This window comes from Streptomyces termitum (assembly GCF_014650175.1).
GTDB classification, from domain to species: Bacteria; Actinomycetota; Actinomycetes; order Streptomycetales; family Streptomycetaceae; genus Streptomyces; species Streptomyces termitum.
Genome location: NZ_BMUL01000011.1, coordinates 16,612 through 39,764 on the forward strand (window position 1 = coordinate 16,612; position 23,153 = coordinate 39,764).

Below are 23,153 nucleotides of genomic sequence, written 5' to 3' on the forward strand. Positions count from 1 at the left end.
GAAGGACGTACGGGACGCGGATCTTGTTGCGATCCGGCGGGGGAAGCGATCCGGATCACAGTCAGGTCACGGAGGCGCGGACCGGTCCGGGTGGCGCACCCTCGCCCACGGATGCGGCTGTGGCGCCATGTTGCCTGGTCCGGGGGCGAACAAACCTTTCTTCGGCCAGGGCAACCGGATGAGGTGAAACATTACCCCCAAATCGGTCATTGAGTTGACAGTCGGGTACCCCTCCCGCCACTTTGGTGGCATGCCAGCGACCGCAGCGCCCGCCGCGACCCACGCCCGTGGGTTCCGCCGCGCTGTCCAGGACCGCTGTTGCTGTTGTTGTTCCAGCTGTTGATGCCCTCGCGCTCCGGCTTCCCCCAGCGTCACCCAGAGTCACCGAGTCGCCCCGTGCCCTCCCGTGCCGTGGCCCCCCACCGCTCTACGTTTCTGCCGAGGAACAACCCGCCCATGAACATGGACAGCGACCTTCAGATCGCCGGCGACCTCATGGAGGTCCCGCACCTGCTCCAGCCCGAGCGCGAGCACCCCGCCACCGTGGCCGAGTTCGCCGGGCTGGCCCGCGAGATCGCCGCCGACCGCGCCCGCTGGGCCCCGTACGTCGAGTACGACGCCACCACCCGCTGGTACCACCGCCTGCGCACCGGCCCCGGCTACGAGGTGTGGCTGCTGTCCTGGGTGCCCGGCCAGGGCAGCGGGCCGCACGACCACGGCCGCTCCTCCGGCGTCCTCACCGTCCTGCGGGGCGAGTTGACGGAGCGTACGGACCGGGGCGCGCGCACCCTCGCCCCCGGCGGCCAGCGGGTCTTCGCCCCCGGCCACGTCCACGAGGTCGTCAACGACTCGCTGGAACCCGCCGTCAGCCTCCACGTCTACTTCCCCGGCCTCACCGAGATGCCGATGTACGAGGCGCACCAGGGGCGGTGCGCCCCCGCCGGGCCTCCCGCCCCGGGCGCCCCGGCCGCCCCGGAGGCCGTCCCCGCCTGACAGACTGCCGTCCATGCGCATTGTGGTTCTGGCAGGCGGCATCGGCGGTGCCCGTTTCCTTCGTGGTCTCCGGCGGGCCGTGCCCGACGCGGAGATCACCGTCGTCGGCAACACCGGTGACGACATCCACCTCTTCGGGCTGAAGGTCTGCCCCGACCTGGACACCGTGATGTACACCCTCGGCGGTGGCATCCACGAGGAGCAGGGCTGGGGCCGCGAGGGCGAGACCTTCGCCGTCAAGGAGGAGCTCGCCGCGTACGGCGTCGGGCCCGAGTGGTTCGGCCTCGGCGACCGGGACTTCGCCACCCACATCGTCCGCACCCAGATGCTCGGCGCCGGATACCCGCTGAGCGCCGTCACCGAGGCGCTCTGCGCCCGCTGGAAGCCGGGCGTGCGGCTGCTGCCGATGACCGACGACCGGGTCGAGACGCACGTGGCGATCGACGTCGACGGCGAGCGGCGGGCCGTGCACTTCCAGGAGTACTGGGTGAAGCTGCGGGCCTCCGTCGACGCCCTGGCGGTCGTGCCCGTCGGCGCGGAGGCCGCGAAGCCCGCGCCCGGCGTCCTCGACGCGATCGCCGGGGCCGACGTCATCCTCTTCCCGCCGTCCAACCCGGTGGTCAGCGTCGGCACCATCCTCGCCGTGCCCGGCATCCGCGAGGCCGTCGCCGCCGCCCCCGCGCCCGTCGTCGGCCTCTCCCCCCTCGTCGGCGGCGCGCCCGTGCGCGGCATGGCCGACAAGGTGCTGGCGGCCGTCGGCGTCGAGTCCACCGCGCAGGCCGTCGCCCGCCACTACGGCGCGGACCTGATCGACGGCTGGCTGGTGGACACCGTGGACGCGGACGCCGTCGCCGCCGTCGAGGAGGCCGGCATCGCCTGCCGCGCGGTGCCGCTGATGATGACCGACGAGGACGCCACCGCCGCGATGGCGCGGGCGGCGCTCGCGCTGGCCGAGGAGGTCCGGGCGTGACCGACGCGCCCCCCGCGTCCCCCGCGTACCGCGTGTGGGCGGTGCCCGGCCTGCCCGAGGTCGCGCCCGGCGACGACCTGGCGAAGCTGATCGCCGCCGCCGGGCCCGGCCTGGCCGACGGCGACGTGCTGCTCGTCACCTCCAAGATCGTGAGCAAGGCGGAGGGGCGGATCGTCGCCGCCGACGACCGCGAGGCCGCCATCGACGCCGAGACGGTCCGGGTGGTGGCCCGGCGCGGCACGCTGCGGATCGTCCAGAACCGGCAGGGCCTCGTCATGGCCGCCGCCGGGGTGGACGCCTCCAACACCCCCGCCGGGACCGTGCTGCTGCTGCCCGAGGACCCGGACGCCTCCGCCCTGCGGATCCGCACCGGGCTGCGCGAGGCGCTCGGCGTGGACGTCGGCGTCGTCGTCACCGACACCTTCGGGCGGCCCTGGCGGTCCGGGCTGACCGACGTCGCGATCGGCGCGGCGGGCGTGCGGGTCCTGGACGACCTGCGGGGCGTCACCGACTCCCACGGCAACGAGCTGAACGTGACCGTCGTCGCCACCGCCGACGAACTCGCCGCCGCCGGTGACCTGGTGAAGGGCAAGGCGACCGGTCTGCCGGTCGCCGTGGTGCGCGGCCTGCCGCACGTCGTCGCCGACGACGCGGAGCCGGGCGCGCGGGCGCTGGTGCGGCCCGCCGAGGGCGACATGTTCCGCCTGGGCACCTCGGAGGCCGTACGGGAGGCGGTGGCGCTGCGGCGGACGGTGCGGGAGTTCACCGACGAACCCGTCGACCCGGGGGCCGTACGGCGCGCGGTCGCGGCGGCCGTCACCGCGCCCGCCCCGCACCACACCACCCCCTGGCGGTTCGTCCTCCTGGAGTCGGCGGAGTCCCGGCTGCGGCTGCTCGACGCCATGCGGGACGCGTGGATCGCGGACCTGCGGCGGGACGGGAAGTCCGAGGAGTCGATCGCGAAGCGGGTGCGGCGCGGGGACGTGCTGCGCAAGGCGCCCTTCCTCGCCGTGCCCTGCCTCGTCATGGACGGCGCCCACCACTACGGCGATCCGCGCCGGGACGCCGCCGAGCGCGAGATGTTCGTCGTCGCGGCCGGGGCCGGGGTGCAGAACTTCCTGGTGGCGCTGGCCGGTGAGCGGCTGGGCTCGGCCTGGGTCTCCTCCACGATGTTCTGCCGGGACGTCGTCCGGGACGTCCTCGGGCTGCCCGACGGCTGGGATCCGATGGGCGCGGTCGCCATCGGCCGCCCGGCGGCGGAGCCCCGGGAGCGGCCGGGCCGGGACCCGGAGGACTTCCTGGTGGTGCGCTGAGGCGCCCGGCCGGGCTCAGAGGCGGGTGATGTCGCCCGGGGCCCGGCGCGGGGCGCGGCGCGGCGGCACCCGGCCGCTCAGCAGGAGCAGCCGGGCGGCGCGGTGCCGCTGGCCCGCGTAGGGGGCGAGGAGCTCCAGCATCGCCGCGTCGTCGGCGGCCCGGTCGCCGGCCAGCGCCCAGCCGACGATGCCGGGCAGGTGCAGGTCGCCGGTGGTGACCTCGTCGGGGGCGCCGTGGCTGCGCTGGACGGTCTCGGCGGAGGTCCACGGGCCGATGCCGGGGACCAGTTCCAGGCGGCGGCGGGCGGCCGGCGGGTCCATGAGCGCGGCCTCCTCCAGGCGGGGCGCCACCCGGGCCGCGCGGACGATCGTCGCCGCGCGCCTGCCGTCCACGTTGGCCCGGTGCCACTCCCAGGACGGGATACGGGCCCAGGTGCGGGCGTCGGGCATCACGCCCATGCCCTCGGGGGCCGGGCCCGGGGCCGGTTCGCCGTACCGCCGCAGCAGCGCGCGCCAGGAGCCGTACGCCTCCGCCGTGGTCACCTTCTGCTCCAGGACCGACGGGACCAGCGACTCCAGGACCAGGCCGGTGCGGGTGAGGCGGAGGCCGGGGCGGCGGCGGTGGACGGCGAGCACCAGCCGGTGGCGGGGGACGAAGGAGGCGGGGTCGTCGGCGGCGCCGAGGAGGTCGGGGAGCCGGTCGCGGAGCCAGTCGGCGCCGGGCCCCCAGGCGTCCGCCTCGACGCCGTCGTCCCCGGCCCGCACCCGGAGCGTGCCGGGGCCGTGCGGGGTGCGGCTGGCGCGCCAGAAGGAGCCGTCGTCGGTGATCCGGAAGGCGGGGTCGCCGGGGCCCCGGCGGAGCGGGCCGAGGGTGAGCCGGAGGTCGACGGGACGGCCGTCCGCCAGGGTGGGGCGGGTGGGTCTGGGGGTGAAGCGGCCGGCCATGGTTCCGAGCGTAGCCGGACGGGCCCGGCGGGGTCCCGGACGCGGCGGGACCCCGGGGGCGGGCGGGCCTACTGGTCCGAGGAGAAGCGGATGGCGGCGGCCGGGAGGGTGGCGCCGCACCAGACCCGGACGCCGTCGCGCAGCTCGTTGTCGGCCCCGACGTGGGCGCCGTCGCCGATGACCGCGCCGGTCAGGACCGTACGGGCGCCGATGCGGGCGCCCGCGCCGATCAGGGAGTCGGTGACGACCGCGCCGGGTTCGACGACGGCGCCCGCGAGGACGGTGGAGCCCGCGATCCGGGCGCCCTCGCCGATCGTCGCGTCGGCGCCGACGACGGTGCCGCCGGTCAGCTTGGCGTCGGGGGCGACCCGGGCGGAGGGGAGGACCAGGCGGTCGCCGCAGCGGCCCGGGACGGCCGGGGACGGGGCGCGGCCGAGGACGAGGTCGGCGGAGCCCCGGACGAACGCCTGCGGGGTGCCGAGGTCCAGCCAGTACGTGGAGTCGACCATGCCCTGGAGGTGCGCGCCGGCGGCGAGCAGCTCGGGGAAGGTCTCGCGCTCGACGGAGACCGGGCGGCCGGTGGGGATGGTGTCGATGACGGAGCGGCGGAAGACGTACGCCCCCGCGTTGATCTGGTCGGTGACGATCTCCTCGGGCGTCTGCGGCTTCTCCAGGAAGGCGGTGACGCGGCCGGTGTCGTCGGTGGGGACGAGGCCGAAGGCCCGGGGGTCGTCGACCCGGGTGAGGTGGAGGGAGACGTCGGCGCCGGAGTCGGCGTGCGTGGCCACCAGGGCGCGGATGTCGAGGCCGGTGAGGATGTCCCCGTTGAAGATGAGGACGGGGTCGTCCGGGCCCGAGTCCAGCCGGGAGGCCACGTTGCGTATCGCGCCGCCGGTGCCGAGCGGTTCCTCCTCCGTCACGTACTCCAGGCGCAGGCCGAGGTCGGAGCCGTCGCCGAAGTGCGGCTCGAAGACCTCGGCCAGGTAGGAGGTGGCGAGCACGATGTGCTCGACGCCGGCGGCCCGGGCCCGGGCGAGCTGATGCGTCAGGAAGGGGACGCCCGCCGCCGGGACCATGGGCTTGGGCGTGTTGACCGTGAGCGGTCGCAGCCGTGTGCCCTTGCCACCGACCAGGAGGATCGCTTCTGTCACCTGTCGTCTCTGCTTCCTGTCCGGGGCCGGTCAGCGCGCCCGTTTCGGCCGTCCGTGCGATATGACCGGTCAGTTTATGCAGATGGTTGACTCCGTGCCCCCATCAGCGCCGTCCCTGGTACTTCGCCGAGGAGGCGCGCGCGGTACCGAGCTTGCCGTAGAGACGTCCGCCGGGACAGTCCGTGGCGAATCCGTCGCGGTGTCCGGCGATCGTGTGGAAACGGACTTTGCTGCCCTTCTTGTAACGATTGCCACCGCCGGAGACGAGGGTCTGGGTGCCCTCGGGGTTGATGCCGTGCAGGCCGAGCTTCCACGCCGTCAGGCGGGAGACGGCGGTGACGGCGGCGGCCGGCGGGGTGCTGTTGGTGAAGGTGCCGAGGACGACGACACCCATGCTGTTGGTGTTGAAGCCGAGGGTGTGGGCGCCGAGGACCGGCTTGCCGACGCCGCCGGCGCGGCCCTCGTAAATGGTCCCGCACTTGTCGACGGCGAAGTTGTAGCCGAAGTCCCGCCAGCCGCTGCTCTTGACGTGGTAGCGGTAGATGCTCCGCAGGACGGAGGGGGCCTGGGCGCACGTGTAGTTGTTGCCGGTGGCGCTGTGGTGGACGAAGGCCGCCTTGATGGTCTTCGTATAGACGAAGGTCTTCTCCCGCATCCGCTCGTCGGCGCCCCAGCCCTTGCGGGTGACGATGCGGGGGCGGGGGCCGATGAAGGGCTGCTTCTTCGCCGCCGCGGCCCGGACGCCGACCGGTGCGGTGCGGTCGGGTTCCGCCTCGATGACGGTGGCGCCCTCGGGGGCGTAGGCGCGGTTGACGGCGCTCGCGGCCCGTTCGGCGGCGGCGTCGAGGGCGGCGGAGGCGGCGGCCGTACGGGCTCCGGGGGCGGCGGGGGCGGCATCGGTGCCGGTCTCCGGGTCCGCGCCGGGGTCGACGAGTTCGAGGCGGAGTCCGGCGGGGAGCGGGGCCGTACGGGCTCCGCCGTCCCCGGCCACCGCGCCCTCCTCCGTACCGTGTCCGGTTTCCTCCCCGGGGTCCGCCGCGCGGACGCGGACCTCCACGCCGTCCGAATCGCCCACCCACAGCGGGGCGGTGGAGCCGCGCAGCGTCCGGGCGGTGCCCTCGGCGGTGGCCGGGTCGGCGCCGTGCTCCTCGTTGTGGGTCTCGACGTCCTGCCAGGGCGACCAGGAGCCGTCGGCGGTGGCGCGGGTGCGGACCTGGACGGTGCCGCGCAGGACGGCCTCCGGGTCGTCCCAGACCACGCCGACGAGGGAGAAGGGGCGGACGTCGCGCCGGGTCAGGCCCTGGGCGCGGGACGGGTCGGCGGCGGTGCCGAAGGCCCGTGCGGTGGGCCCGTCGAGGGGCCCGAGGGGCAGTGAGCGGGTGGAGCCCGGCGGCTCGTCCCGCTGGGGTGGCGGAACGGTCGCCGCCGGACGCGCGGTGGCCGCCGCGGGGGCGGCGAGGGTGACCGGCAGGGCGAGCGCAGCCGCGCAGGCGACGGCGATCGTGGAGGCGAGTGAGGCACGCATGGGCCGATCGTGCGGAGCCCGCGGGCCGGACGCGCGCCGGGGGAACGGCCGGAACGGCGCGGCGCGTCGGGCCGCCCGGGGGACCCCGTCACCGGTACGGCCCAGGGCGGCGCGGCGGCCCGCGTACCCTGTGCGGCGTGAACGCCAGCGACCGCACCCCCGCCGACCTGCTGCGATCCGCGCTCGCCGCGGACCCCGCCCGTCCCCTGGTCACCTACTACGACGACACCACCGGCGAACGGGTGGAATTGTCCGTCGCCACCTTCGCCAATTGGGTGGCGAAGACCGCGAACCTGCTCCAGGGCGAGCTGTCCGCCGAGCCCGGCGACCGGCTCGCGCTGCTGCTGCCCGCGCACTGGCAGACCGCCGTCTGGCTGCTCGCCTGCTCCTCCGTCGGCGTGACCGCCGAGGTGGGCGGCGATCCGGCCGGCGCGGACCTGGTGGTGGCGGGCCCGGAGTGCCTGGAGGCGGGCCTGGCCTGCTCCGGGGAGCGGATCGCGCTCTCCCTGGCGCCGCTGGGGCGCCGTTTCCCGTCGGCGCCCGCCGGATACGCGGACTACGCGGTCGAGGTCCCGGGCCAGGGCGACCGGTTCGCCCCCTTCGTCCCGGTCGATCCGGACGCGCCCGCCCTCGCCGTCGGCGGTGCGGAGCTGACCGGGGCCGAGCTCGTCGAGCGGGCCCGGCTGGACGCGGCGCGGCTGGGGCTCGGCCCCGGCTCCCGGCTGCTGTCCGGGCTGCCGTACGACTCCTGGGAGGGGCTGGCGGCCGGGCTGTACGCGCCGCTGGCGGCGGGCGGTTCCGTGGTGCTGTGCCGCGCCCCGTCCGCGCTGGCCCCGGAGGCGCTGGAGAAGCGCGTCGAGAGCGAGCGGGTCACCGCGACGGCGCTCTGACGCGCGGCGGCCTGACGGCGCGTCGGGTCCGGCGCGGACGTCCCGCGCGGGGCCCGGCGCTCCCGCGCGGGACGTCCGGACCTCCGGTGCACCCGTTCAGCGGATCGACGCGCCGCGTACCCGCGTCCGCGCCGCGAGTCCGGTGGATGATCGGCCGGGGAGAGTCGTCTCCCCCGCACAACCACCCGTCGGGTTCGGCCGTCTCCTTCTGCGACGCCGGGCGCCGACGCGCCGCCGACGCACCGAAGGACGGACTGACGACGTGACGGACCGCGCTGGCACCCCCGACGCACCGGAGCCCGGACCGGAGCAGGAGCCGGACCGGGAGCGGGAACCGGACGGGCGGCAGGAGCCCGGAGGGGCCGTCCCGGGAGAAGCCGCTCCCGACGGCGCCGCCGCCGAAGAGGACTCCGCCGCCGAAGCCTCCGGAGCCGCCGCCGTCCCCGCGCGCCGGCGGCACTGGCTGCGCTGGACGGCGCTCGGGGTCTCGGTGGCGCTGCTGGGCGCGGCCGGCACGGGCTGGTGGTTCTACCGCAAGCTCGACGGCAACATCACCACGGACACCACCGCCGAGGCCGAGCTGCGCCGGTACGAGAAGGAGCGCCCGGCCACCGTGGCGACGGCGGCCCGGAACGTGCTGCTGATCGGCTCCGACACCCGCTCCGGCGAGGGGAACCGCAGGTACGGCCGGGACGAGGGCAGCCAGCGTTCGGACACCGTGATCCTGCTGCACCTGGCGGCGGACGGGAGGTCGGCGACGGCCATGTCGATCCCCCGGGACCTGATGGTGACGGTCCCGAGCTGCCGCGCGCCGGACGGGAAGCGGACCCGGGAGCGGCTGGCGCAGTTCAACTGGGCCTTCGAGTGGGGCGGGACGGCGTGCACGATCCGTACCGTCGAGAAGCTGACCGGGATCCGCGTCGACCACCACATGGTGATCGACTTCCGGGGCTTCAAGAAGATGGTGGACGCGGTCGACGGGGTGGAGGTCTGCCTCAAGGAGCCGGTGGACGACCCCGACGCGAAGCTGAAGCTGCCCGCCGGGCGGCAGAAGCTGAACGGGGAGCAGGCGCTGGGCTTCGTACGGGCCCGCAAGTCGCTCGGGAACGGCAGCGACACCGAGCGGATGGACCGCCAGCAGATGTTCCTCGGGGCGCTGGTGAACAAGGTGCAGAGCGACGGGGTGCTGCTGAACCCGACGAAGCTGTACCCGGTGCTGGACGCGGCGACGAAGTCGCTGACGACCGACCCGGGGCTCGACTCGCTGCGCGACCTGTACGGGCTCGCGCGCGCGATGCGGTCGATCCCGACGGAGAAGGTGCAGTTCCTGACGGTGCCCCGGCGCCCGTACACGTACAACGCGAACAGGGACGAACTGGTGCAGCCCGCTGCAAGCACTCTTTTCCGGCAACTCCGCGAGGACAGACCGATCGTGGTGGCTCCGGCGGAACCGGAACGGGACCGGAACGCATCCTCCGACGGGAAGCCGGACGACGCGGACACGCCCGTCCCCTCCGCGACGCCGACCTTCACCGGCCGGAACGCCGCGGAGGGCACGTGCGCGGGTTGACCGGAGGGACCCGGAGGAGTGAAGGGCGGGGCGTGGAGGGGCCGGTGGGTAAAGCGAGAACCAAGGGCAAGGCCATGACCGATGCGGTTTGGGCAAATTGCCCGGTTGTAAGGGGCGTGGAATTTGTCACTGGCGTCGCCCCGCGCTGAACTGGGCGGATAGTGTGACGCGATCCGGTGCACCCCGACCGCGTGGTCGCACTCAATCAGGATCGAAACGATCGAGCGGCGCCCACTGGGGGAGGCGCCCCGCGTGGCACCGACGGAGGACAGGAACCGTGGACGCGCACAGCCGTGGACGGGCGGACGAGGTGGATCCCGCCGACCAGTGGGTGCTCAACCCGCAGACCGGCAACTACGAACTGCGACTGGACCACTCCGCTGAGCAGCGGCGGCCTTCCTCCCGCACCGACGGACCCGCTTCCGGTACCCATGGTTCCGCTACCCGCTCCGGCGGGCCTCGAACCCTCCCGGGCGAAGCTCCCGTCCCCGGCCAGCGGCGCCGCCGCCCCGCCGGGCCGGACGCGCCCGCCGGCGGTGGCGGGCGCGTGCCCGCGCAGAGCCGCCGCAAGCGCAAGCAGGGCACGAACCGCAAGAAGAAGGCCCTGCTGTGGACCGGCGGCACGATGGCCTTCGTCCTCGTGGGCGGCGCGGTCGGCGCGTACGCGCTCTACAACAAGCTCAACGGGAACATCCACGTCGTCGAGCCCGTCGGGAAGAAGGGCGCCGGCTTCCGCAAGGGCGAGGCGTTCAACATCCTCGTCATCGGCACCGACAAGCGCACCGGCGACGGCAACGGCGGCTACGGCGACAAGAACAGCGCCGGCCACGCCGACACCACGATCCTCTTCCACGTCTCCAAGGACCGGACGAACGCCACGGCGGTCTCCATCCCGCGCGACCTGGTCACCACCATCCCGGAGTGCCAGACCCGGCAGCCCGACGGGAAGATCCTCACCATCCCCGGGCAGCGCAAGGAGCGCTTCAACGTCAGCCTCGGCCAGGCCGGCCGCGACCCCGGCTGCACCATGCGCACCGTCGAGGAGATCACCGGCCTCGCCATGGACCACTTCATGATGGTCGACTTCAACGCCGTCAAGGAGCTGACCACCGCCGTCGGCGGCGTGAAGGTCTGCGTCGACAAGCCGGTGGACGACCCCAAGTCGCACCTGAAGCTCCCGGCCGGCGAGTCGACCGTCCAGGGCGAGCAGGCCCTGGCCTTCGTCCGCACCCGCTCCAGCTTCGGCAACCGCAGCGACCTGGACCGGATCAAGATCCAGCAGCAGTTCCTCGGCTCGATGATCCGGCAGATGAAGTCGAACGAGACGCTGACCAGCCCGACGAAGCTGTACGACCTCGCGTCGGCGGCGACCAACGCCCTCACCGTCGACAAGGGCATCGGCTCCCTCGGCAAGCTCCAGGACCTGGCCGGCGAACTCGCCGGGATCGAGACGAAGAACATCGCCTTCACCACCCTGCCGGTCAAGGACAATCCCGACGAGCCCAAGCCCGTCACCGTGGTGCTGGACGAGACCAAGGCGCCCCAGCTCTTCGCCCTGCTCCAGAGCGACACCTCGCTCACCGAGGTGAAGAAGAAGGAGCAGGACGCCAAGAGCGCCCAGGCGAAGGCCGAGGCCGCCCTCCTCCAGGGCGAGCGGGCGCCCGCCGTCGAGGTCCGCGTCGACGTCTACAACGGCAGCGGCGTCCAGGGCGCCGCCCAGTCGACCATCAACTGGCTCCAGAACGAGCAGGGCGTGACCCGCTCGACCAACAAGAGCAACGCCCCCGAGAAGGCGGCGAAGACGACTCTGGAGTACGCACCGAACCAGGCCGATCAGGCCCGCGCGCTCGCGGACATGATGGGTCTTCCGGCCACGGCCCTCAAGCCGGGCACCGTCGACGCCGCGGAGCGCGCACCCATGACGCTCGTGCTCGGCGCCGACTTCAAGGGCGCGGGGGTGCCCATCACCGGAGCGGCAAAGGCGCCGCAGGATCTGGGACAAGTAGCAGCGGACAAGCAGGTGTGCGCCAAGTGACCCGGAAACACCGGCGTCCGGCGCGCGTCTGACCGAAGAGGGGACCAGGGGTGGGACAGAAAAGCGTGCGACGGGAGGGGACGCGTCCGAGCGTTCCGCACGCCCGGGAACGGGGATGGGACGACGACCTGCACGGCGCCGGCACGGCGACCGGCGCGGGCGGCGCCCCCGACGTCCCGGGCGAGGCATCCGACGGGGCCGGCCCGGCGGGCGGCCGGGCCGCGCGCCGGCGCGGCGGTGACGGCGGCGGTACGGACACGGGGACCGGCGCGGGCGGCGCGGCCGGCCGGGCGGCGGCCCGCAAGCGGGCCAAGAAGGCCGGCAAGCGCAAGGCGCTGCGCTGGTCCGCCATCGCCATGTCCGTCCTGATACTCGGGACGGCCGGCGCCGGATACCTGTACTACCAGCACCTCAACGACAACATCCGCAGCGGCGGCCGGGCCGGCGGCGAGAGCGGCGTGAAGAAGGCCGCGCCCAACGCGCTCGGCGACACCCCGCTGAACATCCTCCTCATCGGCTCCGACAGCCGGAACGACGAGAAGAACATCAAGCTCGGCGGCGGCCGGAACGACAAGGACCGCAAGCCGCTCGCCGACGTGCAGATGCTGCTGCACGTCTCCGCCGACCGGCAGAACGCCTCCCTGATCTCCATTCCGCGCGACACCGTCGTGCGCATCCCGCAGTGCAAGAGCGAGGACGGCCGCGAGACCTTTCCGGCCACCGACAACCAGCCCATCAACACCTCGCTCCAGCGCGGCGGTCCGGGTTGCACGCTCACCACCTGGGAGAGCCTCACCGGCGTCTACATCGACCACTGGATGATGGTCGACTTCGCGGGCGTCGTCGCCATGGCCGACGAGGTCGGCGGCGTCCCGGTCTGCGTCAACACCGGCGTCTGGGACAAGTCGACCGCCATGCAGAAGGGCGGCTCCGGGCTGAAGCTGCCCGCGGGCACCACCGACGTCAAGGGCGAGCAGGCCCTCCAGTGGCTGCGCACCCGGCACGCCTTCGGCAGCGACCAGGCCCGCGCCAAGGCCCAGCACATGTACCTCAACGGCATGCTGAAGCGGCTCCAGGAGCAGAACGCCTGGACCGACACCGGCCGGCTGATGGGCCTCGCGGAGACCGGCACCCGGTCGCTCCAGGTCTCCGACGAGATCAGCACCGTGGCCAAGCTGTTCGAGCTCGGCATGCAGCTGAAGAACGTGAAGGTGGACCGGCTGTCCACCATCACCATTCCGACCAAGGAGTACCCGCAGCGGCCCAACGAGTGGCTGGAGCCGGTGAAGTCGTCCTCGGACAAGATCTGGGGCATGCTCCGCGACGACGTGGCCATGGACAAGAACGGCGGCAAGGCCCAGGCCAAGCCGACCGCGACGGGCTCCCCGGAGCCGAAGAAGACCGCCGCGGCCCCGGCCTCGCTGGCCGTCACCGTCATCAACGGCACCGACGGCAACGACGAGCCGGCCGTCGAGGGCCGGGCGAAGAAGATCGCCACCGCCCTCCAGGAGAAGGGCTTCACGCAGGCCACCTCCTCGCCGGACGGCAAGCCGAGCAAGGGCACGGTCGTCGCCTACCCGAAGTCCGGCGGCGAACAGGCGCGCGCCGACGCCGAGTCCGTGGCCGCGGCCCTCGGGCTGCCGGCCGCCACCGTCCGCGGCGACGACAAGGTCACCGGCATCACCCTGGTCGTGGGCGCGGACTGGCGCGAGGGCACCGCCTACGAGAAGCCGAAGCAGGAGGCGGGCGACCTGCCGGAGGGCGCCGACGACAAGGTCGGCTGCATGGACGTCTACTCGGTCTACAAGTGGGACGGCAAGAGCTGACCCCTGTCCTCTCCGCACGCGCGACGGCCGGGCTCCCCACGACGGGGGCCCGGCCGTCGGCGTTCGTAACGGAAACACGGGAAGTACCGGAAGCACGGGAAGTACGGGAAACACGCGAAGTACCGGAAGCGCGGCGGCGGGACGGTGCGGGCCCGCGCGGACCGGCCGCATGATCGCGGACGCGGCGGCGGGGCGCCGGGCGACCGGGCACGTTAACGCGAACGGGGGACAGCGGCGCGCGCCACCGGGGGCGGGTCCCCTCCCAGCTGATCGTATGGGCCTACGGTGCTACACCGTCCCCCTGTCACACCCGCGGAGGTGTCCGTCCGTGCCCACACCGCCCCGCACTCCCCGTCCGCCCCACCGGGCCGGGACTCCGGACCGCCGCCCGGCCCCCCGGCGCGCCGGCCCCGTCCCGGCGCGCCGGCCCCGGCGGCGGCCCCGGTGGGGGGCGCGGATGGCGACCGCGCTGTCGGTGGCGGTGCTGGCGGCGGGCGGGATCGGGCACGCGGTGGTCTCCGGCCTGGACACCGGGATCACCCGGGTCGACCCCTTCAAGGACATGAAGAACCGCCCCCAGGACGGGAACGGCATGAACGTGCTGGTCGTCGGCACCGACGGGCGCGACCGGATCACGCCCGAGGAGAAGAGGAAGTACCGGCTGGGCGGGGCGCCCTGCCACTGCACCGACACCGTCCTCCTCGTGCACATCTCGGAGGACCGGGAGCGGGCCAGCGTCGTCAGCCTGCCCCGGGACTCGTACGCCGAACTGCCCGCGCACACCGACCAGAACAGCGGCGAGAAGCACCACGCGCACCCGGTGAAGCTGAACGCGGCCTACGCGGAGGGCGGGCCGTCGCTGACCGTGCGGACGGTGGAGGCGATGACCCGGGTCAAGATCGACCACTATCTGGAGGTCGACTTCACCAGCTTCATGCGGACCGTGGACGCGGTCGGCGGGGTGCAGATCTGCACGACCCGGCCGCTGAAGGACGCGTACACCGGCCTGGACCTGGCGGCCGGCACCCATGAGCTGGACGGCGGGCAGGCGCTCCAGTACGTGCGCTCCCGGCACATCGACGGGGCCGCGGACATCGGCAGGATGCAGCGGCAGCAGAAGTTCCTGGCGGCGGTCGTGGAGCGGCTGACCAGCGGGGGCGTGCTGTTCAACCCGGTGCGGTTCCGGGAGGTGGCGACGACGATGCTCGGCTCGGTGCGGGCCGACGAGGGCTTCGGGACGGACGAGCTGCTGTCGCTGGCGAAGGCGATGCGCGGCTTCACCCCGGCGTCGTCCGAGTTCGTCTCCGTGCCCATCGGCGACATGGACTTCCCCGTGAAGGGCATCGGGTCGACCGTGAAGTGGGACGCGGAGAAGGCGCAGAAGCTCTTCGCGGCGCTGCGCGAGGACCGGCCGCTCGCCGCCCGCCCGGCCGCGCCGGAGAAGAAGGAGGCGCGGGCCGTGGTGGTGGACGTGGACCCGAAGTCGGTCCGGGTGCAGGTCTACAACGGGACCCGGATCGACGGCCTCGGCCGGAAGGTCGACGACGCGCTGCACGGCACCGGCTTCGACACCACGCGGGCGCCGGCGACCGGGACGGGGCCGGAGCGCGAGCGGACCCTGATCGAGTACGACCCCCGCTGGGACCGGTCCGCGAAGTCGCTGGCGGCGGCGCTGCCGGACGCGGAGCTGAAGGCTGTGCCGGGGCGGGGCGGGACGCTGCGGGTGGTGGCGGGGACGGCGTACCGGGGGGTCACGGCGGTGCGGGCGGAGACCGCGGCGGCGCGGGGGCCGTTCGAGGCGGTCACCGGGGACCAGGTGGTGTGCCCGTGACCCCCGGGCGCGCGGCCGTACGGAGGGGACCGGCGGGGGCTCAGTCGGTGTAGCCCTCCGCGGCCCGGCGCTCGCGCAGCTCCTTGATGGCCTGGCGGCGGGCGAGGCGGTGGGTGCGGCGGATCTGGGCCTCCTGGTAGCGCCGCTTGTCGCGCTCGGTCTCCGGGACGACCGGCGGGACCCGGCGGGGCCTGCCGTCGGCGTCGACGGCGGCGAAGACCAGGTAGGCGGAGCCGACCTGGGTCGCGGGGGTCGACTCGTTCCAGCGCTCGGCCATGACCCGGACGCCGACCTCCATGGAGGACCGTCCGGTCCAGTTGACCTGGGCCTTCACGTGAAGAAGGTCACCCACGCGGACGGGCTCCAGGAAGGCCATCTCGTCCATGGAGGCGGTCACGGCGGGACCGCCGGAGTGGCGGCCCGCGACCGCGCCGGCGGCGTCGTCCACCAGCTTCATGATCACTCCGCCGTGCACCGTGCCCAGGAGGTTGGTGTCGTGGCTGGTCATGATGTGGCTGAGGGTGGTGCGCGAGGCCGAGGTGGGCTTGCCGGGGATGTCGACCTGTTCTGTCATGCCCTCCACCTTATGCCGGGTATCGACGCTGTCCGCTTTGCATCAGCTTGGCAACAGCACCGGTCCTATCGTCGACCCGGCCTGTCGCGCGCGGAGCCCTGCCCGGCACACTGGTCCGCATGAATGACTGGCCTGAGCAGCCCGACGGTGCCCGCCCCATGGGGCGCGCGCAGCGACGACCGCAGTCTCCGCAGTACCAGCAGGGGTACGAGCAGGGCCAGGCGTACAACCCGAACTTCACCCAGGCCCAGGCCCAGGGGTACGACTCCGGCTACAGCAGCGGCCAGGTGTACGGCGGCGCCCCGCAGGGCGGCGGCCCGGGAGGCCCCTCGGGCCCCGGCGGCCCCGGCGGCTACGGCGCCCGCCCCTCCGGCCCCGCGCCGGACTGGCGCAAGCGGATCAAGATCGGGTCGATCGTGCTCGCCGTCGGCGCCCTCGTCTGGGGCGTGGGCACCTATGCCTGGGCGAGCTCCCAGATGCGCAACGAGGTCGACCTCTCCAAGGTCATCGAGCGGCCCGCCGAGGGCGACTGCACGACGTACCTGATCGTCGGCTCCGACAGCCGCGAGGGCATGACGGCCGAGGAGAAGAAGAAGCTCCACACCGGCTCCGCCGAGGGCAAGCGGACCGACTCGATGATGATCCTGGCGGCCTGCTCCAGCGGGAACACGATGATCTCGCTGCCCCGCGACTCGTGGGTGACGATCCCGAGCTTCGCGGGCTCCGAGTCCGGCAAGACCTATCCGGCCCGCGGCGGCGCCAAGCTGAACGCGGCCTACGCGATGGACGGACCCGAACTCCTCGTCCGTACCGTCGAGTTCAACACCGGGCTGCGGATCGACCACTACGCGGAGATCGGCTTCGCCGGCTTCGCGAACATCGTGGACGCGCTCGGCGGCGTCGAGCTGAACATCGAGCAGGGCTTCAAGGACAAGAAGTCGGGCGCCGACTTCCAGGCCGGCACGCAGACCCTCGACGGCGAGCAGGCCCTCGCCTTCGTCCGCACCCGCTACGCCTTCGCCCAGTCCGACCTCCAGCGGACCAAGAACCAGCAGAAGTTCCTGTCCGCCCTCGCCCACCAGGCGGCGACCCCGGGCACCATCCTCAACCCCTTCCGCCTCTACCCGACCCTGGGCGCCGGCCTGGACACCCTGATCGTCGACAAGGACATGTCCCTGTGGGACCTGGGCCAGATGTTCTTCGCGATGAAGGGCATCAGCGGCGGCGACGGCAAGTCGATGAACATGCCGCTCGCGGGCAGCGCGCCCCAGAACTCCCTGAAGTGGGACATGCCCAAGGTCAAGCAGCTCGTCGACCAGATCAGGAACGACCAGAAGGTCACCGTCGAAGCCGACCGGTGACCCTCACGGGCCCCGGCGGCGGCTCCCGCCGGGGGCCGCCGCCGGGGCCCGACTATGCTCGGGCAGGCAGTTCGCCCGACGTTCACTGGAGTCCCGCATGGCCCTGAAGATCACCGTGATCGGCACCGGATATCTCGGCGCCACGCACGCCGCGGCCATGGCGGAGATGGGCTTCGAGGTGCTCGGCCTCGACGTGGTGCCCGAGAAGATCGAGATGCTGGCCGCCGGGCGGGTCCCGATGTACGAGCCGGGCCTGGAGGAGCTGCTCGCGCAGCACGTGGCCGGTTTCGAGGGGTCCAGCGGGCGGCTGCGCTTCACCACCTCCTGGGAGGAGCTGGAGTCCTTCGGCGGCGACGTCCACTTCGTGTGCGTCAACACCCCGCAGAAGCGCGCCGACTACGGCTGCGACATGAGCTACGTCGACTCCGCCTTCGCCGCCCTCGCCCCCCGCGTCCGCGCCGGTTCGCTGGTCGTCGGCAAGTCGACCGTGCCGGTCGGTTCGGCCGAGCGGCTGGCCGGGCTGCTGCCCGAGGGCGTCGGGCTGGCCTGGAACCCGGAGTTCCTGCGCGAGGGCTTCGCCGTCCAGGACACCCTGCACCCGGACCGGATCGTGGTCGGCGTCCGCCCGGAGGACGGCGAGCGGGCCGAGAAGCTGCTGCGCGCGGTGTACGCGGCGCCGATCGCCGAGGGCTCGCCCCTCGTCGTCACCGACTTCCCCACCGCCGAGCTGGTGAAGACCGCCGCCAACTCCTTCCTCGCCACCAAGATCTCCTTCATCAACGCGATGGCCGAGGTGTGCGAGGCGGCCGGCGGCGACGTCGTCCGGCTCGCCGAGGCCATCGGGTACGACGAGCGGATCGGCGACAAGTTCCTGCGGGCCGGCATCGGCTTCGGCGGCGGCTGCCTGCCCAAGGACATCCGCGCCTTCATGGCCCGCGCGGGCGAGCTGGGCGCCGACCAGGCGCTGACCTTCCTCCGCGAGATCGACTCCATCAACATGCGGCGGCGCGGCCAGATGGTGGAGATGACCCGCGAGATCCTCGGCGGGAGCTCCTTCCTGGGCCGCCAGGTCGCCGTCCTCGGCGCGACCTTCAAGCCGGACTCGGACGACGTCCGCGACTCCCCCGCCCTCAACGTGGCCGGGCAGATCCACCTCCAGGGCGCCCAGGTCACCGTCTACGACCCCAAGGGCATGGACAACGCCCGCAAGGTCTTCCCGACGCTCTCCTACGCGGACTCGGCGCTTGAGGCCGTGCGCGGCGCCGACGTGGTGCTGCACCTGACGGAGTGGCGCGAGTTCCGCGAGCTGGACCCGGCGGAGCTGGCCGCGGCCGTCGCCTCGCCGGTCCTCCTCGACGGGCGCAACGCGCTGGACGCGGAGCGGTGGCGGGCGGCCGGCTGGACCTACCGGGCGATGGGCCGCCCGCGCGCCTGAGCCGTACACCGAAGGGGCGCCCCCGGGCCGGGGGGCGCCCCTTCGCCGTGCCGTACGCGGGCGGGTCAGGCGGCGACGGGCCTGATCCGGTTCGTACGGGAGAGGAACTCGGTCTCGCGCAGGGCGCGGGTCGCGTTCCCGTGGGCCAGGCCGACCAGGTCGCGGGCCGGCCAGTCGCGGCGCAGCAGCTCCGCGACGAGCGGCACGTACCCCTCGGCCCCCTCGGTCAGGTGGGAGAGGCCGGTGGAGCCCGGTCCCGCCAGCTCCCGCACCCGGTCCAGGACGTCGGCGGTGGCCGCCGGGTCCGGGCCGACCGCGACCATGCAGACCGCGCCGTTCTCCCCGAGGAGCCGCAGCACGTCGTCCGGCAGCGCCTCCGGCACCGCCCGGGTGAGCAGGGCCGGGGCGCGGGTCACGTCGAGGACCCGGCGGACGGTGTCCCGGTCGGCGCCGGAGAGGTCGACGGCCAGGCCGATGCGGTTCATCTCGCGGACCGCCTCGCGGGCGAAGCGGTCGAAGCGGGTGAGGTTCACGGCCCGGACGCCGAGGGCGTGGTAGGCGCGCAGGGTGGCGGCGGAGCCGCCGAGGGCGGTCCAGCCGACCGGTCCGAGGAGGGCGGCGACCCGGCCGCAGTTGCGGGCGTGGGCCGTCTCCGAGGTGGTGTGCGCCAGGCGCAGGTCGTCGGGGCAGGCGGCGACCAGGGCGCGGATGGTGTCGAGGCGGCGGAGGGTGCCGACGACGCCCTCGTCGGAGTCGACGAGCAGGGACCAGAACTGGGCGCCGGCCTCCGGGGCCCGGGCGGGCGGGAGGTCCTCGGGGTCGAGGAGCGCGGGGAGTTCGGTGTGGCCTTCGAGGACGGGCTGGGCGGCGAGCAGGGCCCGTGCGCGGGCCGTCTCGTCGAGCGGCGCGGGGGGTGGTGGCTCCGGGGGTTCCAGCGCGCCGACGGCGCCGCCGGAGGAGGCAGAGAAGGGGGGATGATCGTCTAGATCTGCCATGGCAGTACTCCGAACTCGGTGATGCAGTACTACCCCGCCGGGGAGGCGGGGCAGTACCGTCCACCGTGCCGGAGGCCCCCGTCCGGGGCCCGCCGGACTGCGCCGTACGGGTGAGGCCGGGGCGCTCGCCCCGACGCCCGGTCAGACGCCGTCGAGCTGGGCGATCGTGGCGTGCGAGGCGGGGGTGCGGGCGGTCAGGTCGCGGGCGACCGCCTCCGCGTCGCGCAGCACGCGGACCGCGTTCGACCAGGTCAGCTTGGTGAGGTCGGCGCGCGACCAGCCCCGGTCGAGGAGTTCCGCGATCAGGTTCGGATAGCCGGAGACGTCGTCCAGGCCGGCCGGGGTGAAGGCGGTGCCGTCGTAGTCGCCGCCGATGCCGATGTGGTCGACGCCCGCGGCCTCCCGCATGTGGTCGAGGTGGTCGGCGACGGTGGCGGCGGTGGCCACCGGGCGCGGGTGGTCCGCCTCGAAGGCGCGGTGCAGGGCCATCGCCGCGTCGCCGGTGTCGAGGTGGTGGAAGCCGTGCGCGCGGAGGTTGTCGTCGGCGCGGGCCGTCCACTCGACGGCGGCGGGCAGGATGAACTTCGGCACGAAGGTGGCCATGGCGACGCCGCCGTTGGCGGGCAGCCGCTCCAGGACGTCGTCCGGGACGTTGCGCGGGTGGTCGCAGACGGCGCGGGCCGAGGAGTGCGAGAAGACGACCGGCGCGGCGGTGGTGTCGAGGGCGTCGCGCATGGTGGTGGCGGCGACGTGCGAGAGGTCCACCAGCATGCCGGCGCGGTTCATCTCGCGGACGACGGCGCGGCCGAAGGCGGTGAGGCCGCCGTGCCGGGGCTCGTCGGTGGCCGAGTCGGCCCAGTCGTTGTTCTGGTTGTGCGTGAGGGTCATGTACCGCACGCCGAGGGTGTGCAGGGCGCGCAGGGTGGCCAGCGAGTTGTCGATGGAGTGGCCGCCCTCGGCGCCCTTGAGGGAGGCGATCCGGCCCTCGGCGCGGGCCTTCTCCATGTCGTCGGCGGTACGGGCGGCCACGAGGTCGGCCGGGTAGCGCTCGACGAGCCGGTCGACGGCGTCGATCTGCTCCAGGGTGGCGCTGACCGCGTGGTCGCCGGCGAGCGTGCCGGGGACGTACACGGACCAGAACTGGGCACCGACCCCGCCGGCGCGGAGCCGGGCGAGGTCGGTGTGGAGGGCGGCCGAGCAGTCGCCGGAGATGTCCAGCGCGTCGAGGTCGTAGCCGCAGCGGTGGCGCAGCGCCCACGGGAGGTCGTTGTGCCCGTCGACGACGGGGGCCCCGGCGAGGAAGGCGCGGGCCTCGGCGAGCCGCTCGGCCGCGCTCACCGGGCGAATCCGAAGGACTCGGTGCCCTCGACCTTGGCGCGCAGCCGCTTGCCCTTCTCGGTGGCCTGCGCGTTGAGGTCCTGGAGGAACTCCTCCATGCGGGCCTGGAGCGCGGGGTCGGCGGCGGCGAGGATCCGGACGGCGAGCAGGCCCGCGTTGCGGGCGCCGGCGACGGAGACGGTGGCGACCGGGACGCCGGCCGGCATCTGCACGATGGAGAGCAGCGAGTCCATGCCGTCGAGGTACTTCAGCGGCACGGGGACGCCGATGACCGGGAGGGGGGTGACGGAGGCGAGCATGCCGGGCAGGTGGGCGGCGCCGCCCGCCCCGGCGATGACCGCCTTCAGGCCGCGCCCGGCGGCCTGCTCGCCGTACGCGATCATCTCGCGCGGCATGCGGTGCGCGGAGACGACGTTCACCTCGTACGGGATCTCGAACTCGTCCAGGGCCTGGGCTGCGGCCTCCATGACGGTCCAGTCGGAGTCGGACCCCATGGCGATGCCGATGACCGGGTTACTCAACGATCGTCCCTCGCAGGTAGTCGGCGGCGTGGCGGGCGCGCTCCAGCACCTCGTCCAGGTCGTCGCCGTAGGTGTTGACGTGGCCGACCTTACGCCCGGGCTTCACGTCCTTGCCGTACATGTGGATCTTGAGCTGCGGGTCCCGGGCCATGCAGTGCAGGTACGCGCCGTACATGTCGGGGAAGTCGCCGCCGAGGACGTTGCACATCACGGTCCAGGGGGCGCGCGGGCGGGGGTCGCCGAGCGGCAGGTCGAGGACGGCCCGGACGTGGTTGGCGAACTGGCTGGTGATCGCGCCGTCCATGGTCCAGTGGCCGGAGTTGTGCGGGCGCATCGCCAGTTCGTTGACGAGGATGCGGCCGTCGGCGGTCTGGAACAGTTCGACGGCGAGGTGGCCGACGACGCCGAGCTCCTTGGCGATGCGCAGGGCCAGCTCCTGGGCCTGCCCGGCCAGCTCCTCGTCGAGGTCGGGGGCGGGCGCGATCACGGTGTCGCAGACGCCGTCGACCTGGCGGGACTCGACGACCGGGTAGGCGACGGCCTGGCCGTGCGGGGAGCGGACGATGTTCGCCGCGAGCTCGCGGACGAAGTCGACCTTCTCCTCGGCGAGGACGGGCACGCCGGCCCGGAAGGGCTCCTCGGCGTCCCGGGCGGTCCGGACGAACCAGACGCCCTTGCCGTCGTAGCCGCCGCGCACCGTCTTGAGGATGATCGGGAAGCCGTCGCCCTCCTCGGCGAAGGCGACCGCGTCCGCCGGGTCCGCGACGATGCGGTGCCGGGGGCTCGGGGCGCCGATCGTGTCGAGCCGGGCCCGCATGACGCCCTTGTCCTGGGCGTGCACGAGCGCGTCGGGGCCGGGGCGGACGGGAATGCCGTCGGCCTCCAGGGCCCGCAGGTGCTCGGTGGGGACGTGCTCGTGATCGAAGGTGATCACGTCGCAGCCGCGCGCGAACTCACGGAGCGTGTCCAGGTCCCGGTAGTCGCCGATGACGACCTCCCCGGCCACCTGGGCCGCCGAGTCCTGGGGGGTGTCGCTGAGGAGCTTGAACTTGATGCCGAGGGGGATGCCCGCCTCGTGGGTCATGCGGGCGAGCTGCCCGCCGCCGACCATGCCTACTACCGGGAACGTCACCCTCTTAGGGTATCCGCACCACCTGCGGACACCCGTCCGGCTGTGGCTTGGCACAAGGCACGACGGCGTCCGGGGGGTTCTTCCGGGGTTTCCCGGCGGTTTGCGGACTACCCGGGCGGGTGACGGGGGGTGCTGGTTAGCATGAGTGGGTTGACGCCACCCGGGCGTCACCCGACGGACGGACCGGCCCCCCATGAGCGAACCCGGCGCGCTGCGCACGCGCCTCGTCCTCCTCGGCCGCGAGGTCGCCAAGTTCGGCGTGGTCGGCGGCCTGGGCGTGCTGGTCAACCTGCTGGTCTTCAACCTGGTCCGGCAGACCACCGAGCTGCCGATGGTCCGGGCGAGCATGATCGCGACGGCCGTCGCGATCGCCTTCAACTACCTGGGGTTCCGCTACTTCACGTACCGCGACCGCGAGCAGTCGGGCCGTACCAAGGAGATGTCCCTCTTCCTGCTGTTCAGCCTGGTCGGCATGGTCATCGAGAACGGCGTGCTGTACGCGGCGACGTACGGGCTCGGCTGGGACGGGCCGCTGGCCAGCAACTTCTTCAAGTTCTTCGGCATCGGTCTGGGCACCCTCTTCCGCTTCTGGTCGTACCGCACCTGGGTCTTCCGGGCGCTGCCCGCGAAGGAGGCGGTGCAGACCGCGGAGTCCTTCCTGGAGCGGACGGAGCCGGCGCCGCCCCGGCAGTCCCGCCGCCGCCAGCCCGACCACGTGTAGTCGCCGGTACGCGCGTTCCCGGCCGGC

General features: G+C 73.7%; 19 protein-coding genes. 11 read left to right on the forward strand and 8 right to left on the reverse strand.

Annotated features, from left to right (window positions below):
- Positions 1-456 precede the first annotated feature (456 nt).
- From IE219_RS20880 to IE219_RS20890, 3 genes are read left to right on the forward strand one after another with little or no spacing between them, the layout of a single operon-like run.
- Positions 457-993 carry a cysteine dioxygenase gene (locus IE219_RS20880; protein WP_189979698.1) on the forward strand — a complete coding sequence of 179 codons (537 nt, stop codon included), beginning with the start codon at positions 457-459 and terminating at the stop codon, positions 991-993.
- A gap of 13 nt (positions 994-1,006) precedes the next feature.
- Positions 1,007-1,963, forward strand: coding sequence for a 2-phospho-L-lactate transferase (gene cofD / locus IE219_RS20885; protein ID WP_189979700.1), 957 nt, complete (start codon positions 1,007-1,009; stop codon positions 1,961-1,963).
- On the forward strand, positions 1,960-3,276 hold the full coding sequence (locus tag IE219_RS20890; protein WP_189979702.1) for a coenzyme F420-0:L-glutamate ligase: 1,317 nt from the start codon (positions 1,960-1,962) through the stop codon (positions 3,274-3,276). The genes cofD and IE219_RS20890 overlap by 4 nt, the downstream gene beginning before the upstream one ends.
- Before the next feature lie 15 nt (positions 3,277-3,291).
- On the opposite strand, the gene IE219_RS20895 is transcribed toward IE219_RS20890, so the two are convergent.
- The 3 genes from IE219_RS20895 to IE219_RS20905 all read right to left on the reverse strand — a co-directional run bounded on the left by IE219_RS20895 (position 3,292) and on the right by IE219_RS20905 (position 6,897).
- Positions 3,292-4,221 (reverse strand): DNA-3-methyladenine glycosylase family protein, encoded by a 930-nt coding sequence (locus tag IE219_RS20895; RefSeq protein ID WP_189979704.1) that lies wholly within the window; start codon positions 4,219-4,221, stop codon positions 3,292-3,294.
- Between the two features lie 68 nt (positions 4,222-4,289).
- Complete coding sequence (manB, locus tag IE219_RS20900) at positions 4,290-5,372, reverse strand: mannose-1-phosphate guanylyltransferase (protein ID WP_189979706.1); 1,083 nt, start codon at positions 5,370-5,372, stop codon at positions 4,290-4,292.
- Between the two features lie 103 nt (positions 5,373-5,475).
- Positions 5,476-6,897 (reverse strand): peptidoglycan recognition protein family protein, encoded by a 1,422-nt coding sequence (locus IE219_RS20905; protein ID WP_189979708.1) that lies wholly within the window; start codon positions 6,895-6,897, stop codon positions 5,476-5,478.
- A gap of 137 nt (positions 6,898-7,034) precedes the next feature.
- Here IE219_RS20905 and IE219_RS20910 point away from each other — a divergent pair, with 137 nt between their 5' ends.
- The 5 genes from IE219_RS20910 to IE219_RS20930 all read left to right on the forward strand — a co-directional run bounded on the left by IE219_RS20910 (position 7,035) and on the right by IE219_RS20930 (position 15,049).
- On the forward strand, positions 7,035-7,787 hold the full coding sequence (locus IE219_RS20910) for a TIGR03089 family protein (RefSeq protein WP_189979711.1): 753 nt from the start codon (positions 7,035-7,037) through the stop codon (positions 7,785-7,787).
- Positions 7,788-8,049: 262 nt separating this feature from the next.
- Positions 8,050-9,357: an LCP family protein gene (locus IE219_RS20915; RefSeq protein ID WP_229849901.1), complete on the forward strand. Its 1,308-nt coding sequence runs from the start codon at positions 8,050-8,052 to the stop codon at positions 9,355-9,357.
- 277 nt (positions 9,358-9,634) lie between these two features.
- A complete protein-coding gene (locus IE219_RS20920; protein ID WP_189979713.1) occupies positions 9,635-11,392 on the forward strand; it encodes an LCP family protein in 1,758 nt (585 codons plus the stop codon).
- 356 nt (positions 11,393-11,748) lie between these two features.
- On the forward strand, positions 11,749-13,218 hold the full coding sequence (locus IE219_RS20925) for an LCP family protein (RefSeq protein ID WP_229849924.1): 1,470 nt from the start codon (positions 11,749-11,751) through the stop codon (positions 13,216-13,218).
- Positions 13,219-13,546: 328 nt separating this feature from the next.
- On the forward strand, positions 13,547-15,049 hold the full coding sequence (locus IE219_RS20930; RefSeq protein WP_444545647.1) for an LCP family protein: 1,503 nt from the start codon (positions 13,547-13,549) through the stop codon (positions 15,047-15,049).
- A 40-nt stretch (positions 15,050-15,089) separates the two neighbouring features.
- On the opposite strand, the gene IE219_RS20935 is transcribed toward IE219_RS20930, so the two are convergent.
- Positions 15,090-15,623, reverse strand: a complete 534-nt coding sequence (locus IE219_RS20935) for an acyl-CoA thioesterase (protein ID WP_189979718.1) — start codon at positions 15,621-15,623, stop codon at positions 15,090-15,092.
- Positions 15,624-15,742: 119 nt separating this feature from the next.
- Between IE219_RS20935 and IE219_RS20940 the strand changes: the two genes are divergently transcribed.
- Positions 15,743-16,984: an LCP family protein gene (locus tag IE219_RS20940; protein ID WP_229849903.1), complete on the forward strand. Its 1,242-nt coding sequence runs from the start codon at positions 15,743-15,745 to the stop codon at positions 16,982-16,984.
- A gap of 97 nt (positions 16,985-17,081) precedes the next feature.
- Positions 17,082-18,419, forward strand: a complete 1,338-nt coding sequence (locus IE219_RS20945) for a UDP-glucose dehydrogenase family protein (protein WP_189979720.1) — start codon at positions 17,082-17,084, stop codon at positions 18,417-18,419.
- A gap of 65 nt (positions 18,420-18,484) precedes the next feature.
- Here the strand turns inward: IE219_RS20945 and IE219_RS20950 are convergent, their stop codons facing one another.
- From IE219_RS20950 to IE219_RS20965, 4 genes are all read right to left on the reverse strand, one after another.
- Positions 18,485-19,414 (reverse strand): membrane dipeptidase, encoded by a 930-nt coding sequence (locus IE219_RS20950; RefSeq protein ID WP_189979721.1) that lies wholly within the window; start codon positions 19,412-19,414, stop codon positions 18,485-18,487.
- 141 nt (positions 19,415-19,555) lie between these two features.
- On the reverse strand, positions 19,556-20,752 hold the full coding sequence (locus IE219_RS20955) for a dipeptidase (RefSeq protein ID WP_189979722.1): 1,197 nt from the start codon (positions 20,750-20,752) through the stop codon (positions 19,556-19,558).
- The gene (gene purE / locus IE219_RS20960) at positions 20,749-21,246 is read right to left on the reverse strand and encodes a 5-(carboxyamino)imidazole ribonucleotide mutase (protein ID WP_189980032.1); all 498 of its coding nucleotides are present in this window, start codon (positions 21,244-21,246) and stop codon (positions 20,749-20,751) included. Before purE ends, IE219_RS20955 begins: the two co-directional genes overlap by 4 nt.
- A gap of 19 nt (positions 21,247-21,265) precedes the next feature.
- A complete protein-coding gene (locus tag IE219_RS20965; RefSeq protein WP_189979723.1) occupies positions 21,266-22,459 on the reverse strand; it encodes a 5-(carboxyamino)imidazole ribonucleotide synthase in 1,194 nt (397 codons plus the stop codon).
- A gap of 139 nt (positions 22,460-22,598) precedes the next feature.
- Between IE219_RS20965 and IE219_RS20970 the strand changes: the two genes are divergently transcribed.
- The gene (locus tag IE219_RS20970) at positions 22,599-23,126 is read left to right on the forward strand and encodes a GtrA family protein (RefSeq protein ID WP_189979724.1); all 528 of its coding nucleotides are present in this window, start codon (positions 22,599-22,601) and stop codon (positions 23,124-23,126) included.
- Positions 23,127-23,153 lie beyond the last annotated feature (27 nt).